We start from the raw sequence: 13,634 nt of genomic DNA on the forward strand, positions 1-13,634 counted from the left end.
GCAAAAGACCTGAGACGCTTATTTTTACACGGAGAGGTATACTAAACATAACTTATTATCAAGTTGATTGTTGTGCGGACGCATGGCCTGAGGGGATGTGGCCGACTGGCGGGCAAAAGTAGAAACGGCTTCGACCCAACTTCTAAGACCATGCGTTGCTCTGCTCTCTTCCGCTCGTTTCTGCCGGCCCATAAAGCCGTTACGGTCCTGCTCCTCGTCGGGACTCTGATCAGTACGTCGATTACGCCCGGATACGGCCAGACCACACCGGCCGGGACCGTCGAACGGATCAAGGTGCACGGCAAGGGTCTGGAAGGCAATCTGGCGGGCGATTCGCCGGATCGCGACGTATCGATTTACCTGCCCCCGAGCTATAAGACCGACAAGAAACGGCGCTACCCGGTCATCTACTTCCTGCACGGCTTTACGGACAGCGACGATAAGTGGTACGGCCTGACAAAGCACTGGATCAACCTGCCCGCCGTGGTGGACAAGGCGCTGGCCGAGGGCAAAACGAAGGAGTTTATCATCGTGACGCCCAACGCCTACAACCGCTACTTCGGGAGCATGTACTCCAACTCCGTAACGATTGGCAACTGGGAAGATTACGTAGCGAAAGAACTGGTAGCCTACATCGACAAGAACTACCGCACCCTGCCGCAAGCCGCCAGCCGCGGACTGGCCGGGCACTCGATGGGCGGCTACGGCACGATACGTATTGGGCAGAAGCACCCCGAGATATTCTCCAGTCTCTACCTGCTCAGCCCCTGCTGCCTGATACCGGGCACAAACGGCCCCGGCAACCCCGAGATGGCGGCCCGACTGGAAGGCATCAAGACGCAGGCGGAGCTGGAAAAAGCCGATTTCTTCACCAAAGCCATGTTTGCCTCGGCGGCATCGTGGTCGCCGAATCCCGGCCAGGCCCCCTTCTATCTGGATTTGCCGGTGAAAGACGGCCAGCCGCAGCCGATGGTTACGGCCAGATGGACCGCCAACGCCCCCCTCGCTACGCTGGACCAGTACGTATCGAACATCCGGCAACTACGGGCGATGGCCTTCGATGCGGGTAACAAAGACGTGAGCATTGCGGCCAACATCAAAGTGCTGGACGGCATGCTGACTACGTACCAGATACCGCACACCTACGAAGAATACGACGGCGACCATATCAACCGCATCGCCGAGCGCATCGAGCAGAAGATGCTGCCGTTCTTTAGCGGGAATCTGGTTGATGAAGAAATAAGAGCAGGAAGAAAGTAGTGAAGCAGACCTCGGTGTTACCTTACACTACTCTAATTTTAGTATCAAAAAGAAAAACGACTGGCTGGTTCGTATTATAAGCTTGTATGCTTATAATTGCCCATTATAAGCTTATAGCCTTATATTGTATGTCAACACCAGTTAGTAACGCACAATACGCAGTCTTAACGGGCGACATCGTAAACTCGTCTAAACTCAACGTAACGGAGCGTGAAACGCTGCTAAGGTCTTTAACCAGCTTGTTTGACAAAGATCAGGAGGGAAGCGAAAATGACCTCAAGCTGAAGGTAACTTTCGAGATCTACCGGGGCGACAGCTTTCAAAGTTTGCTCGATATTCCCCAACAAGCCTTGCGGATTGCCCTGATCATTCGTACCTACTTACAAAGCCAGGTCAGTATCGATGATCGACTCATTGCTTCGGATGCTCGAATTGCCATCGGCATTGGGTCTGTAGACAGCGTCACTGCCACCCTGGCTGAGTCTAACGGCGAAGCATTTCGCTTTTCCGGTCGTTTACTCGACACCCTTAAGAAAGAGCCTAACCAGATCGCTATCAAAAGTCGGCAACAAACACTCGACGATGAGCTGAATACAGCGTTGGTTTTGCTGGAAGGTATTATCGGTAAATGGACCGCCTTACAAGCGGAAGTCGTTTACTACAAATTACAGAACCATACGGAGGTTCACATCGCCGAACTACTTAAGGTGAAGCAGCCGGCCATCAATCAACGGGCCAAAGCAGCCTCCTGGGTAGCCATTGAGCGCCTATTGATCCGCTTTCAGGATTTACTGACACCGTAACATCACATGACGCAATTCTTTACCGCTGACGAAAATGCTCTTTTCTTTAGGCTTCTACTATCCCATCTGCTAACCGATTTTGTCTTGCAGCCAACCTCCTGGGTTCTTCACAAACAGCAGAAGCTACATCGCTCAAAATACCTGTACTGGCATAGCCTGGTGGCGGGTATCCTGGCATACGTATTTGTAGGTTTCTGGGCAGTTGTTTCGCTAATTGTATTTGTGGGTATAACCCATGGACTGATTGACTACCTGAAACTACGATTCGGCGGTCCGCAACCGTTACGTCCGTTTCTCATCGATCAGGTGGCCCACGTTTGTGTTCTGTTACTCGTCTGGCTCTGGCTAACGGATAATTGGATCGACCTGGGCAGACTCGTCAGGTCAGCCCTAACTGAACAGCGTGTCGTAGCGGTTCTGAGCGGCTACCTGATCTGTACGACACCGATCGGCTTTATTGTTGGCATGGCTACCAGCAAGTGGCAACGTCAACTGATTGATCCGCTTAACCCATCGGCATCCGATTCCTTAGATGATGCTGGTAAATGGATAGGCATTGCCGAACGGGTGCTTATTTTCTCATTTGTTCTGCTTAACCAGTATGAAGCTATTGGTTTTCTGATCGCGGCAAAGTCGTTGCTTCGGTTCCGGGAAGGCGAGAAAGCCGCCAAGCAATCGGAATACGTACTGGTTGGAACGTTGCTGAGTTATAGTATGGCTATCCTGATCGGCTTGATGACGAAGTTGGTCATCGAATGATACATCTGGTAGTTACGAGTTGACTCCTGGCTCAAAATGTCCGCTCTTTGGCTCGCAGGGAAGCTGAGCATGGCCTACTTTTACAGCCTGACTCAGCCAAGCCATGTCGCCTACTCAGCAAGTCATCTTTGTCGTACCACCCCATGTACACGTACTGGACCTGACGGGACCGGTTCAGGTGTTCTACGAAGCCGCTGAGTATGGTGCGCCCTATCAGTTACGCTACTGCTCGTTTCAGCATCAGGTGGTTAGCTCAGCTGGACTGGCGATGGGGCCGGTGCTGCCGTTGACGGACGTGCATCCCCAACCCGGCGATCTGATCTTCGTACCGGGGATGGACATGGCCTACATCCGGTCGGCGGAATTCAGGGCGGAGATTGATTTTTTGACCTGGCTCCGGGAGCAGCACTGCCAGGGCGTAACGATCTGCTCCGTCTGTACGGGTGCGTTCGTGCTCGCTCAGGCCGGGCTCCTGGATGGCCGAAAATGTACCACCCACTGGAAACGCCTGGACGAACTGCAAACAACGTATCCCCGGATCGTTACCCAGCCCGACCGCCTGTTCGTGAACGATGGCGGTATCTACACCAGCGCGGGCATAACGGCTGGCATCGACCTGGCCCTGGCGATACTGGAAGAACAGCAGGGCCCGCTGTTTGCGTCGAAAATAGCCCGCGAACTGGTTGTGTATCAACGGCGCGGCCCCGAGCATTCGCAGAAAAGCGTGTACCTCGATTACCGCAACCACATGAACGTAGCCGTTCATCAGGTGCAGGACTGGCTGATTACCAATCTGAAAACCAGGGCTACGTTAGACGAACTCGCCGAGGTGGCCGGTATGAGTACCCGTAACCTAACGCGCACCTTTCGGAAAGAAACCGGCATTTCCATTCATGTCTACACCACCCTGCTCCGGCTGGAACTGGCCCGAACCCTGCGGCACAATCCCGGCATGACCATGGAAGCTATCGCCGAAAAGTGCGGATTCCAAGACGCCCGCCAGCTCCGCCGTATCTGGCAGAAAGACGATTCAAAAACACGTTCAACTCCTTTGTTTCAACGTAATGCATAAGCTCATGAACCGCATCCGTCGCTACCGTTTCCTCCTGCTTGTTGCCGGCTGGCTGATTACTCCCTGCTCCCCGCTGTGGTCGCAGAAAGTAAGGGTGAAAGACAACCTGATGGCGTATTACTGCGAACCCTGCGGGAGTGCATGCGATCTCGAACGACACGACAAGCCCGGCAGGTGTCAGCACTGCGGTATGCCCCTTATCAAACGCAGCGTTGCTCTCATAGACTCACTGGCGCGCAACCAGAAGCAAGTCAGGAAGCGGAACGTGGCCATTTTCATTCACGACGGGGTCGAGATTCTGGATTTCGCGGGTCCCAGCGAGGTCTTTGCCGCCACGGAGGGGTTTACCGTCTACACGGTGTCGCTCAGCAAAGAGCCGATTATCAGCCAGGGTTTCGTAAAAATTATCCCGACGTATGATCTGACCGACTGCCCCAGACCCGACATCGTGGTTTTGCCGGGTGGTAAGACCGGTCCGTTCCTCAACAATAAGCCGCTTATCGACTGGATCAAACGCTGCTCCGAACAGGCCGAGGTAATGCTGTCCGTTTGTACGGGAGCCGGGCTGCTGGCTAAAGCGGGCCTGCTGGATGGAAAACAGGCGACTACGTTTCATTCGTACATTGAGCCGCTGCAACGGGCAACGCCCAAAGCCCGGATTCTGCGCGACACGCGCTTTGTCGACAATGGCCAGATTATCACCACGGCGGGGGTATCGGCCGGTATTGACGGGGCGCTGCACGTAGTGGCCAAACTGAAAGGACTGGCCGCAGCCACCCAAACCGCCCGCTACATGGAATATGACAAGTGGAAACCAGACGAGGGATTAGTCGTGAAGCAACCGGGCAAGGTGGCGGCAGATACCAGGTAGTCGGCCCAAGGGAACGGTCAAAACCGATGTAGCAGGTCTTGTGAGCCTACCCACGTCGGTTTTGACCGTTTCAGCAGTAATCGGCGTAAGTTTAGCCAGACGTTTAACAGACAACGTTGATCCTATTTGTTACGGCAGGATACCAGGGCGGTTTCAGATTGTGCTTTTACATCCTTTACGTACTGGTCCATCTCGGCCTTATTGCAAAACTCCTTTGTCTGGCGCGACGGTTGCGTGGTTGAATAAACGTCGCAAACGTAGCAGGTGGCGTTAATCTTATCGGGCTGGCAGGACGATCCGGCGACCAGCATCAAAAACACAAATAAACGTTTCATCGTATTGAGCGTTGTGAGCGGGCGAAATAAGCGGATCGCAAAGCTGTTTTCCACCCTACGCTCTATGCACTGGAAAATATGGTGGCCGGATTGCGCAAAAACCGACCTCAACTGCGTATCAACACAACCTGAACCAGTAGAAGATGCTTCCATCAGTGGGGCTAAAAAGACAGTTGGCTGGTGAGCCATGCCTTCGATTATTCAGACGGGCAGGGTTACAAACTACTTTCCCAGGAAGCCGCTAACTCAAAACTTTCGACCTAGCGTTCTGATAATCAATAGATTTATTCAACCTATCGATTACAGCATATGAAGAAAGTTTTACAGATACTCACCCTGCTGAGCTTCATCCAGCACCCGCTTTCACTCTGGGCGCAGTTTGGCCCGGCTGAACCAACGTCATTCTATATTGCGCGGGTGAAAGACATTAATCCCGTTTATAGCACGGGTGGCCCCAGTTGGTTAACTGATCTGAATGGCGTACTCTATTTCACGGCCGAAAACGGAGTCAATGGCCGGGAGCTCTGGAAGTCTGACGGAACCGAAGCCGGAACTGTACAGGTTAAAAATATCAACCTCAACGGGAGTTCAAATCCGTATAACCTTATTAATTACTCAGGCGTTCTGTTTTTTTCGGCCGATAATGGGAGTGTAGGCCGGGAATTATGGAAGTCCAACGGCACAGCGGCAGGCACCGAACTGGTTAAGAACATAAACCCGTCCGGTGATTCTGACCCCAGTGGTCCTGTTGTGATGAACAACATACTTTACTTTTTTGCCGATAATGGGACAGACGGCCGCGAACTATGGCGGTCCAATGGCACATCGGCGGGAACGTACCAGGTGAAAGACATCAACCCAGCCGGCGATGGCGTGACCCTGTTTGGTGAGTGGGCTGGGTTAAACGTTATGAACGGTGTTCTGTATTTCGTGGCTCAGGACGCGAGTGGTCCGGGGCTCTGGCGATCCGACGGAACAACGGCCGGCACCTACCAGATTCACTCACTATCTGCCTTGACGATTGCTGGCGTTATTCAGGCATTGACCCCACAGCATTTGACGGTGGTTGGTGGGCAGCTTTACTTTTTTTACCAGTACATCGACTCAGCCGACACCTTTAAGAACCGACTTTACAAAACAAACGGCAGTCCTGGTTCAGCAACCCACGTGCAGACGCTTTCGGGAACAGTGCACGAAACCATAGCCTTTACGAGTAAACTCTTTTTTACGACGGATACCGGAAACAGCGACGAGCTTTGGTTTTCTGACGGTACGCCACCTGGAACGCAGCGCTTGAAAAATACGAATCCATTTGGCGACGATCGGGTTTTCCAACTTACAACCGTGGGAAATACCCTGTTTTTTGGCGGCCAGAACGGACCGGATAACTTTTGTTTATGGAAAACAGACGGAACAACGGCCAACACAGTTATCGTAAAGGAATTGTACCCGTCCAACCTGAATGCTGTCAATGGGAAACTCTTTTTCAATGGTCCGGGAAGTCCCGGCCTGGGCGGCCCAGAGCCCTGGATTTCAGACGGCACCACCTCGGGTACCCGCCTGTTGAAAGATCTGAATCCATACGGACCGTCGGTGGGAACCACGCCTTTTGTGGAATCAGGCAACCGTGTATTTTTCGCGGCTCTTGAAAGCGACCACGGTGTTGAACTGTATAAGTACGTCCCCTGTACGTTTTGTCCGGTCGGAGGCCGGGAGGCTGCCGATTTACCGACAGAAACCCCCAGCAGCCTGCAACTCCAGGTGCAGCAGAATCCGATTCTCGGAAAAACGTTAACGGTTGATGTCAGTTGGGACACCGGTCAACCGGTACAGCTAAGTCTGACGGACCTACAGGGGCGTATTCTGGAAACGCGACGTTTGTCAGGCCATCAGGAGAAGCAGCGACAGGTTCTGGAGGTAGGCCACCTGCCAGCCGGTTTGCTATTGCTGCGGGCCAGTACCGCGGATCAGCAACGGGTTATCCGTCTCTGGAAACCCTGACTTATCGACACAGCAGCCATGTACAGCAGGAAGACCCCAGTTTCTCTACGGTGTCTTCCTGTTTGACAATAAAGCCCTTATCTGCCCTTCAATCTCTTCGTACGTCTGCCGGGCTTCGGTAATCGGCACGCCCGGTGCCATCTCGGGGCGCTTGTGGCCCGTGGCCCGGAGCCACGCGTTTTTCATGACGTTCTGGCGCCGGGCCACTAACGTAAAAATAGCCTGTCCCTGCGGCCGGTCCGCCAGAGCTTCCTCTACAGACTCCGCCGACTCCACCGGCTCGCCCAGGTACAACAAAACCGGTTTGGCCATCAGCCAGTGGCCCAGCTCGCCGGGATGAACACCGTCCTTCGCCAGCTTGAACGTGGAGTCGGTCTGCCGTTTTTCCTCCAGGTAGCGGGTCATGGGAAAATGAATATCGGCCACCTCCCACCGGAGCGAATCGCGCTGCGCCAGCAGCCAGGTCGAATACGCATCCAGCGTCCGGTTGTAGCCCTGCGTCCCCAGCTTCGGGTGGTCATGGACCGGGGGCGTCAGGAAAATGATGCGTTTGGCGCCGGCCTTCTCCAGTTCGGTGTGCAGCCACTTCATCCCCTCGCGGTAGGGCCTGAATCGCTCTTCGGCCAGGGGCATACTGATGCCGTCGTTCATGCCGTAGCAGGCAAACACCACGTCGGGCTTCGCCTGGGCCAGCACCCGGCTGAGCCGCTCGTGCAGATCGGGCCGGGGAAACCGCCCGTCGGCGTGGTTCGGTTCACTCAGGCCCGACACCGTTTCGCTGGGCAGTCCGACGTTGATAAATTCGTAGTGCTGCTTCGGGTAATGGGTTACTAGATAGGCTTCAATAACGGCCACGTACGTACCGGCATACGTGATGCTGTTGCCCAGAAACAACACCCGCTTCGTACGTTTTGGAAACGGCTTAGCCAGCACCCAGGTCAGGGTACCGATCAGAACAAGCAACAGGAGAGTTATTTTTTTCATCAGGAATGGCAGCCACCCGAATCAGTTTACCGCGCTACCGGGCTATGTACCCGACAGACCAGCGGGTCAGGTCTACGGGAAAAGCATCGACAGCCGCCAATCTAACCGCAACCCACGTAGTGCAACGCTCCCGAACGAGCTACTTCGTTTTCTGCACGACGATGCCTCCCTCAAAAATCTGCTGCCACCGCCACAAAACCCGGCTTTGGTCGCGCTTCAGGCTAAACAGCGGCTGATTGATATTCACCCGATCCCTGGCGTAGAACGCGCCGTCTTTGACTGAGCGGAAATACACGTTCAACGTAGCCGGATGGCCGGTTGCGACGCACTCCAGCGTATAGTGCGTCTGAATACCCTCGGCGTGCACCTCGCACAGATTCAGGCCTTTGTACTTGTCCCGGACGGTGATGGTGTACGTCACGCCCTCCCGGTGTTCTCCCGACCATGTCCCCAGCCACCCGTCGGTTTTCTGAGCGCTGAACAGCCCCACCGAAGCCAGCAACACACCCACAATCAAACCAAATTTTACCATAATGCCCTACGTTTACCCGTCATGTCCAGTTGGCTAATCAGGAGTTGAGAAAGACGTAGATGCCCCCTCCAACCAGGACGGATTCTATGATCCAGATCGACAGGGCATTGCGGTGGGTGGCCCGCCGAACTACGTAATGAACACCCAGCGCTCCAGCCAGGATGGGAATGCCGAACATGAACTGCAGAACGTTGTTCTGTCGATCCATATCGACAAATCCGTACAGGATCATGATAACGCCCATCAGCGCGACAATCCGAAGCGGAGTGACTATATCAACTAGTCTTGTTAGGTTCATACGTCATACAACGTCTTTCACCCCGGTTTTTGTTTATCGAAAAACTGCCGCATAAACAGCAGCTGGTACGTAACGGCGTTGTTCCAGTAGGCCCAGTTGTGAGCTCCCGGCCGGGCGATGAAGTCGTGGGCGATGTTCCGCTCCAGCATCTTCTCGTGCAGGTTGGTGTTGACCCGAAAGAAAAAATCGTCGGTGCCGCAGTCGATCAGCAGGGCCAGCGACCCGGGTGTCAGCAGGTGCAGCAGGTTGATGACCGTGTTCTGATCCCAGCGTTCGGGCTGCTGGGCGTAGGTACCCAGGCGTTTGGCGATGTCCCAGTTGTTGGGAAACGGCCGGATGTCGACCCCGCCACTCATGCTGCCCGCGGCTCCAAATACGTCCTGATGCCGGAACGCCAGATACAGGGCCCCGTGTCCCCCCATGCTCAGCCCCGTAATGGCGCGACCCTGCCGACTTTTGATCGTTCGATAGTGGCTATCCACCCAGGCTACCAACTCGTTAGCCACGTAGGTTTCGTAGCGGAACGACGGATCGACCGGGCTGTCGAAATACCAGCTGCCGAAGTTGCCGTCCGGGCATACGACAATGACGTTGTTCGCATCGACGGTCCTGCCCAGCACGGGGGCTTTCTTCACCCAGTCGGCATAATTGCCGCTGTAGCCGTGCAGCAGGTACACCACCGGAAACTCCCGGTCGCCGGTGTACGCGTCGGGCGTAACCACCACCGCTTTGATGGTCTTTTTCATCGACGCGCTGAACGTATCGACGGTGTCTACCCTGGCCGCCTGAACACGGCCGATAATTGAACAGAACAGGAGCAGAAACAGAGTACGTAGGGTAATCATTCGGATGGAATACGTGTGGCCGGCAAAGTAAACAGATGACGCTATGTTTTTAAAAGAATCTCCTGCCGAAACCTACCCATAGCCATTCGTCGGGCTGAAATCTGCGGCAAAGCAGCCTGTCGCAATCACCCCCAAACTTGACGGATTTACCCCCCTCCCACCGGTGCTTCTTGTGGTAGCTTTGTTACGTAATAAACCAGTAAACAACATGCAGACGATCACCACATTCCTGACGTTTAACGACCAGGCCGAAGAAGCCGCGACGCTGTACACGGCCATCTTCCCGAACTCAACGATTACCAACGTCACCCGGTACGGCGACGGGGGCCCCGGGCCAGCCGGCTCCGTACAGTCCGTTATCTTTCAACTGGCTGGTCAGACGTTCATTGCCCTGAATGGCGGGTCCCACTTCAAATTTGCCGAAGGCATTTCCTTATTTGTCAATTGCGCCACGCAGGACGAGGTTGATTTTTACTGGGAGAAGCTGTCGGAGGGCGGAACGGAAGGCCCCTGCGGCTGGCTCAACGACCGATTTGGGGTATCCTGGCAGGTCGTTCCGTCGAAGCTGGGGCAGTTTCTGCAGGACGAAGATCCGGAGAAAGCCAAACGAGCCATGGCCGCCATGATGACCATGAAAAAGATCGACATCCAGGCCATTGAGGAAGCCGTCGCCGAAGCGGTGTGAGGTAAGCGGAGCATCTGCCACGTTTCCGTGCAGACAGCTCCCTGAACTGACCGGCCTATTTTCCCTCAAAAAAGCCCCTCTCCCAAGCTTGGGAGAGGGGCTTTTTTGCATGCTGCTTTGCTTCTTTTGCGATTGTCATGCGGTCAGGGTTGGCACCTGACCAGCGGTTTTTCTTCTACGTTTACAATCCCTGCCCACCCGACACTTCAATACGCTGGGCGTTGATCCAGCGGGCTTCGTCGGTGCAGAGGAACGCTACCACCCCGCCAATGTCGTCGGGCAGGCCCACCCGACCCAGAGCCGTTATACTGGCGATGTGTTTGTTCACTTCCGGGTTGTCCCGCACGACGCCCCCACCAAAATCCGTTGCGATGGCTCCGGGCGCTACGACGTTGACGGCGATGCCACGTGGTCCCAGTTCCTGCGCCATGTAGCGGGTCAGGGTTTCGACGGCGCTTTTCATAGCCCCGTACACCGCCCGTCCCGGATACGTCAGCCGAGCCAACCCCGACGAAATGTTAATGATCCGTCCCCCGTCGTTCAGGATGGGCAGCAGGCGCTGCGTCAGAAACACAACCCCTTTGAAGTGAATGGTATACATGGCATCCACATCGTCTTCGCTGACGTCGCTGACGGCCGCGTTGGATGCGGTTCCGGCGTTGTTGATCAGAAAATCAAACCGGTCAGTACCGAACGTATTGGTAAGAACGGCGGTAAACTGCTCTACAAAACCGTCGAAACCTTTTGTATCGGCGGTGTTCAGCTGGAGCGCAGCCGCCTTCTGGCCGCCCTTCTCGATTTCGGCAACAACAGCCTCGGCTTCGTCCTGCCTGCTGTTGTAGGTTACAATAACGTTGAAGCCTTTCCGGGCCAGGCTTAAGGCCATGTTTTTGCCCAGGCCACGGCTGCCACCGGTCACCAGAGCGATTTTTGAGTTTGCAGACATTGGATGATTTGGTTTGTACGATCCGGCGGCAGATGGGTTCCGCCACTGGATATTTAGTTAACTATTGACCGTACAAAGGTGCGGCTAAAACGCGGCCGGCTATTTGCGTGTATCAATCCGATGTTTGCAAAAATCAAATCAGGCCCTGAACGCCACGGGCGACAGTTCAGTCTGCTTCCGGAAAAAATTGGAGAAGTGGGCCACCTCCTCAAAGCCCAGGCTGTTGCTGATCTCCGAAACACTCCAGTCGGTTTGTTTCAGCAGAATTTTTGCCTCCTGCACAATCCGATTGCTGATGATCTCGGTGGTGGTTTTGCCCGTCTGCGCTTTCAGCACCTTGTTGAGGTGGTTCACGTGCACGGCCAATTGCCCGGCATACTCTTTGGCCGTACGCAGGCGCAGTTGCTGCCGGGGCGATTCAATCGGAAACTGCCGTTCGAGCAGTTCGACAAACAGCGAGGAGATGCGGGACGAAGCCGTATGGGTCGGATACAGCGACGTAGCCGGCTGCAGTTTCTGACCGAAGTGAATCAGTTCAAGTACGTAGGTGCGCAGCAGGTCGTATTTAAAGGCATAGTCGGAAGCCAGTTCCTTCTGCATCTTATTAAAAATATACCGGATTTGCTCTGTTTCTTCATCCGACACCTGGAAAACGGGCACCGAACCCGGCTGGTAAATCGGCAGATCATCGAGCACGACCCCGCTCTTGCTGGGCACCATAAACGCATCCGTAAACACGCAGAACGAACCGGATTGCTGGTCGTCGAGGGGGTAGTAGTGGTACGGAATTTTAGGGGTGGCAAACAGCAAAGCGTTCGTTTCAATTTCGATGACCTTGTCGGCATATTCGGCCCGGTTGCGTCCGCAGATCAGGCTGATCTTGTAGTAGGCGCGTCGGTTGTACGGCATTTCGCTCCCGCCTTTCCGGGCCCGGATCGCGATCAGGTCAGCAATCTGGAATACGTTGAAGTGCCCAACCTCCCTGTTGATCTCCGCTGGAACGAGCAACGATGTGTCTCTGTAAAAATCGTCGATGGTTTTGACCTCCATAGCCCTTGTTTGTAAAAATCAAATATAGGCGATTAACTCGGGTTTTTCAGAAGACGGTCAGCCTTTATCGAAACTGCCGGTTGATCTCGTTCAGCAGATAGGCGTTCGGGTCGCTGAAATACTCCCAGAACATCACCCCGGCCAGACCGTTTTCCTGCACGTAGCGGCACTTTTCCCGCACTGACTCTTCGTCGTCGTACGACACGAACCGCTTCTGGTCTTTATTGAACAGATACGGCGCTTTGGCCTTGCGATCCCAGTAGCGTTTATAGGCCGGATTGGTCAGCAGGCTATCTTTGATGAACGTATAGCCCCCACCCCGCTCTACTTTCGTGATGGTCCGCGGATACTTGCGGGGGTTGTTGTGCTCCAACTGCCACGCCCGGCCGTAGAACGCAATGCCCAGCACGAGCTTTTCGGCGGGCACACCCGCCTGTTTGTACAAAGCCACGGCCCGGTCGCCCGACTGTTCGTTCTCTACCTTGCCCGACGGAAACAGGTTGGTGTGGTGCCCGGCCAGCGGCCCACCGGTAAAATGATCGTACGACATCACGTTGATGTAGTTCAGGTACTGCTGCGCCTGGGCCATGTCGGTATGAGTAAAAATGGCCGGAAAACCGGGCAGGGCCGTCGTAACGAGGTATTCTTTACCGGTCTGCTGTTTCAGGCCGTCGAGCTGCTGGCGCAGGGCTTTCAGCAGCAGGGTGAAATGTTCGCGGTCTTCGGGTCGGAATACGTTGTCTTCACCTTTCATGCCCGGATACTCCCAATCGATGTCGATACCATCCAGCCGGTGCTGCCGGACAATGTCCACCGCCGAAGCCGCAAAGGCTGTACGGGCCGTATCGCTCAGGACGGCATCGGAGAAATTCTCGCTCCAGGCCCAGCCACCGATGGAGATCAGCACTTTCAGTTCCGGATTGCGCCACTTCAATTCGTTCAGCCTGCGAAAATTCGTCGTATCGGTTCTGAGGTTGTGCAGCCACGCCCGGTTGTTTTTAATGTCGACGAACGCGTAATTGATGTGGGTGAGTTTTTCGGCGGCAATCTTCTCAGTATCCACCAGCCCCCGGAAACCACCGACGTAGGCCAGCACGACGGGTTTCGCTGGTGGAGCCGGGGTAAACCCGAACTGGAGTAACGACGCGGTGAGCAGGGCGAAGCCAATGTAGAAAAGTCGAGTCATGATCAGG

15 protein-coding genes are annotated in these 13,634 nt (G+C 54.8%); 7 read left to right on the forward strand and 8 right to left on the reverse strand.

What is annotated here, in order from left to right; genetic code table 11:
• Nucleotides 1-150 precede the first annotated feature (150 nt).
• The 5 genes from DYU11_RS12370 to DYU11_RS12390 all read left to right on the forward strand — a co-directional run bounded on the left by DYU11_RS12370 (nt 151) and on the right by DYU11_RS12390 (nt 4,765).
• Nucleotides 151-1,260, forward strand: a complete 1,110-nt coding sequence (locus tag DYU11_RS12370; protein ID WP_119667977.1) for an alpha/beta hydrolase — start codon at nt 151-153, stop codon at nt 1,258-1,260.
• Between the two features lie 128 nt (nt 1,261-1,388).
• Nucleotides 1,389-2,063: a SatD family protein gene (locus DYU11_RS12375; RefSeq protein WP_158600274.1), complete on the forward strand. Its 675-nt coding sequence runs from the start codon at nt 1,389-1,391 to the stop codon at nt 2,061-2,063.
• A 6-nt stretch (nt 2,064-2,069) separates the two neighbouring features.
• Nucleotides 2,070-2,822, forward strand: coding sequence for a DUF3307 domain-containing protein (locus DYU11_RS12380; protein WP_119667979.1), 753 nt, complete (start codon nt 2,070-2,072; stop codon nt 2,820-2,822).
• A gap of 103 nt (nt 2,823-2,925) precedes the next feature.
• The gene (locus DYU11_RS12385) at nt 2,926-3,894 is read left to right on the forward strand and encodes a GlxA family transcriptional regulator (protein ID WP_119667980.1); all 969 of its coding nucleotides are present in this window, start codon (nt 2,926-2,928) and stop codon (nt 3,892-3,894) included.
• 4 nt (nt 3,895-3,898) lie between these two features.
• Entirely contained in the window at nt 3,899-4,765 is an 867-nt protein-coding gene (locus DYU11_RS12390) for a DJ-1/PfpI family protein (protein ID WP_229365798.1), read from the forward strand.
• 122 nt (nt 4,766-4,887) lie between these two features.
• Here DYU11_RS12390 and DYU11_RS33215 read toward each other — a convergent pair whose 3' ends face one another.
• Nucleotides 4,888-5,100, reverse strand: coding sequence for a hypothetical protein (locus DYU11_RS33215; protein ID WP_119667981.1), 213 nt, complete (start codon nt 5,098-5,100; stop codon nt 4,888-4,890).
• A 309-nt stretch (nt 5,101-5,409) separates the two neighbouring features.
• Here DYU11_RS33215 and DYU11_RS12400 point away from each other — a divergent pair, with 309 nt between their 5' ends.
• A complete protein-coding gene (locus tag DYU11_RS12400) occupies nt 5,410-7,101 on the forward strand; it encodes an ELWxxDGT repeat protein (protein WP_119667982.1) in 1,692 nt (563 codons plus the stop codon).
• Between the two features lie 45 nt (nt 7,102-7,146).
• On the opposite strand, the gene DYU11_RS12405 is transcribed toward DYU11_RS12400, so the two are convergent.
• The 4 genes from DYU11_RS12405 to DYU11_RS12420 form a co-directional block, all read right to left on the reverse strand.
• Nucleotides 7,147-8,085, reverse strand: coding sequence for an SGNH/GDSL hydrolase family protein (locus tag DYU11_RS12405; RefSeq protein ID WP_119667983.1), 939 nt, complete (start codon nt 8,083-8,085; stop codon nt 7,147-7,149).
• 139 nt (nt 8,086-8,224) lie between these two features.
• Complete coding sequence (locus DYU11_RS12410; RefSeq protein WP_119667984.1) at nt 8,225-8,617, reverse strand: DUF5991 domain-containing protein; 393 nt, start codon at nt 8,615-8,617, stop codon at nt 8,225-8,227.
• Between the two features lie 37 nt (nt 8,618-8,654).
• Nucleotides 8,655-8,915, reverse strand: a complete 261-nt coding sequence (locus DYU11_RS12415) for a hypothetical protein (protein ID WP_119667985.1) — start codon at nt 8,913-8,915, stop codon at nt 8,655-8,657.
• 17 nt (nt 8,916-8,932) lie between these two features.
• Nucleotides 8,933-9,760 (reverse strand): alpha/beta hydrolase, encoded by an 828-nt coding sequence (locus DYU11_RS12420; RefSeq protein ID WP_119667986.1) that lies wholly within the window; start codon nt 9,758-9,760, stop codon nt 8,933-8,935.
• A 208-nt stretch (nt 9,761-9,968) separates the two neighbouring features.
• Between DYU11_RS12420 and DYU11_RS12425 the strand changes: the two genes are divergently transcribed.
• A complete protein-coding gene (locus tag DYU11_RS12425; protein ID WP_119667987.1) occupies nt 9,969-10,445 on the forward strand; it encodes a VOC family protein in 477 nt (158 codons plus the stop codon).
• Between the two features lie 181 nt (nt 10,446-10,626).
• Here DYU11_RS12425 and DYU11_RS12430 read toward each other — a convergent pair whose 3' ends face one another.
• The 3 genes from DYU11_RS12430 to DYU11_RS12440 form a co-directional block, all read right to left on the reverse strand.
• Nucleotides 10,627-11,391 carry an SDR family NAD(P)-dependent oxidoreductase gene (locus DYU11_RS12430; protein WP_119667988.1) on the reverse strand — a complete coding sequence of 255 codons (765 nt, stop codon included), beginning with the start codon at nt 11,389-11,391 and terminating at the stop codon, nt 10,627-10,629.
• Nucleotides 11,392-11,529: 138 nt separating this feature from the next.
• The gene (locus tag DYU11_RS12435) at nt 11,530-12,441 is read right to left on the reverse strand and encodes a helix-turn-helix domain-containing protein (RefSeq protein WP_119667989.1); all 912 of its coding nucleotides are present in this window, start codon (nt 12,439-12,441) and stop codon (nt 11,530-11,532) included.
• A 64-nt stretch (nt 12,442-12,505) separates the two neighbouring features.
• Nucleotides 12,506-13,627, reverse strand: coding sequence for a glycoside hydrolase family 18 protein (locus tag DYU11_RS12440; RefSeq protein ID WP_119667990.1), 1,122 nt, complete (start codon nt 13,625-13,627; stop codon nt 12,506-12,508).
• Between the last annotated feature and the right edge of the window lie 7 nt (nt 13,628-13,634).

It is taken from the genome of Fibrisoma montanum, from assembly GCF_003583365.1.
Classification (GTDB): Bacteria; Bacteroidota; Bacteroidia; order Cytophagales; family Spirosomataceae; genus Fibrisoma; species Fibrisoma montanum.

What these genes read in the sequence shown, in the direction of transcription:
- DYU11_RS12370 (WP_119667977.1), top strand. Translation starts at nt 151, where the DNA reads ATGCGTTGCTCTGCTCTCTTCCGCTCGTTTCTGCCGGCCCATAAAGCC.
- DYU11_RS12375 (WP_158600274.1), top strand. Translation starts at nt 1,389, where the DNA reads ATGTCAACACCAGTTAGTAACGCACAATACGCAGTCTTAACGGGCGAC.
- DYU11_RS12380 (WP_119667979.1), top strand. Translation starts at nt 2,070, where the DNA reads ATGACGCAATTCTTTACCGCTGACGAAAATGCTCTTTTCTTTAGGCTT.
- DYU11_RS12385 (WP_119667980.1), top strand. Translation starts at nt 2,926, where the DNA reads ATGTCGCCTACTCAGCAAGTCATCTTTGTCGTACCACCCCATGTACAC.
- DYU11_RS12390 (WP_229365798.1), top strand. Translation starts at nt 3,899, where the DNA reads ATGAACCGCATCCGTCGCTACCGTTTCCTCCTGCTTGTTGCCGGCTGG.
- DYU11_RS33215 (WP_119667981.1), bottom strand. Translation starts at nt 5,100, where the DNA reads ATGAAACGTTTATTTGTGTTTTTGATGCTGGTCGCCGGATCGTCCTGC.
- DYU11_RS12400 (WP_119667982.1), top strand. Translation starts at nt 5,410, where the DNA reads ATGAAGAAAGTTTTACAGATACTCACCCTGCTGAGCTTCATCCAGCAC.
- DYU11_RS12405 (WP_119667983.1), bottom strand. Translation starts at nt 8,085, where the DNA reads ATGAAAAAAATAACTCTCCTGTTGCTTGTTCTGATCGGTACCCTGACC.
- DYU11_RS12410 (WP_119667984.1), bottom strand. Translation starts at nt 8,617, where the DNA reads ATGGTAAAATTTGGTTTGATTGTGGGTGTGTTGCTGGCTTCGGTGGGG.
- DYU11_RS12415 (WP_119667985.1), bottom strand. Translation starts at nt 8,915, where the DNA reads ATGAACCTAACAAGACTAGTTGATATAGTCACTCCGCTTCGGATTGTC.
- DYU11_RS12420 (WP_119667986.1), bottom strand. Translation starts at nt 9,760, where the DNA reads ATGATTACCCTACGTACTCTGTTTCTGCTCCTGTTCTGTTCAATTATC.
- DYU11_RS12425 (WP_119667987.1), top strand. Translation starts at nt 9,969, where the DNA reads ATGCAGACGATCACCACATTCCTGACGTTTAACGACCAGGCCGAAGAA.
- DYU11_RS12430 (WP_119667988.1), bottom strand. Translation starts at nt 11,391, where the DNA reads ATGTCTGCAAACTCAAAAATCGCTCTGGTGACCGGTGGCAGCCGTGGC.
- DYU11_RS12435 (WP_119667989.1), bottom strand. Translation starts at nt 12,441, where the DNA reads ATGGAGGTCAAAACCATCGACGATTTTTACAGAGACACATCGTTGCTC.
- DYU11_RS12440 (WP_119667990.1), bottom strand. Translation starts at nt 13,627, where the DNA reads ATGACTCGACTTTTCTACATTGGCTTCGCCCTGCTCACCGCGTCGTTA.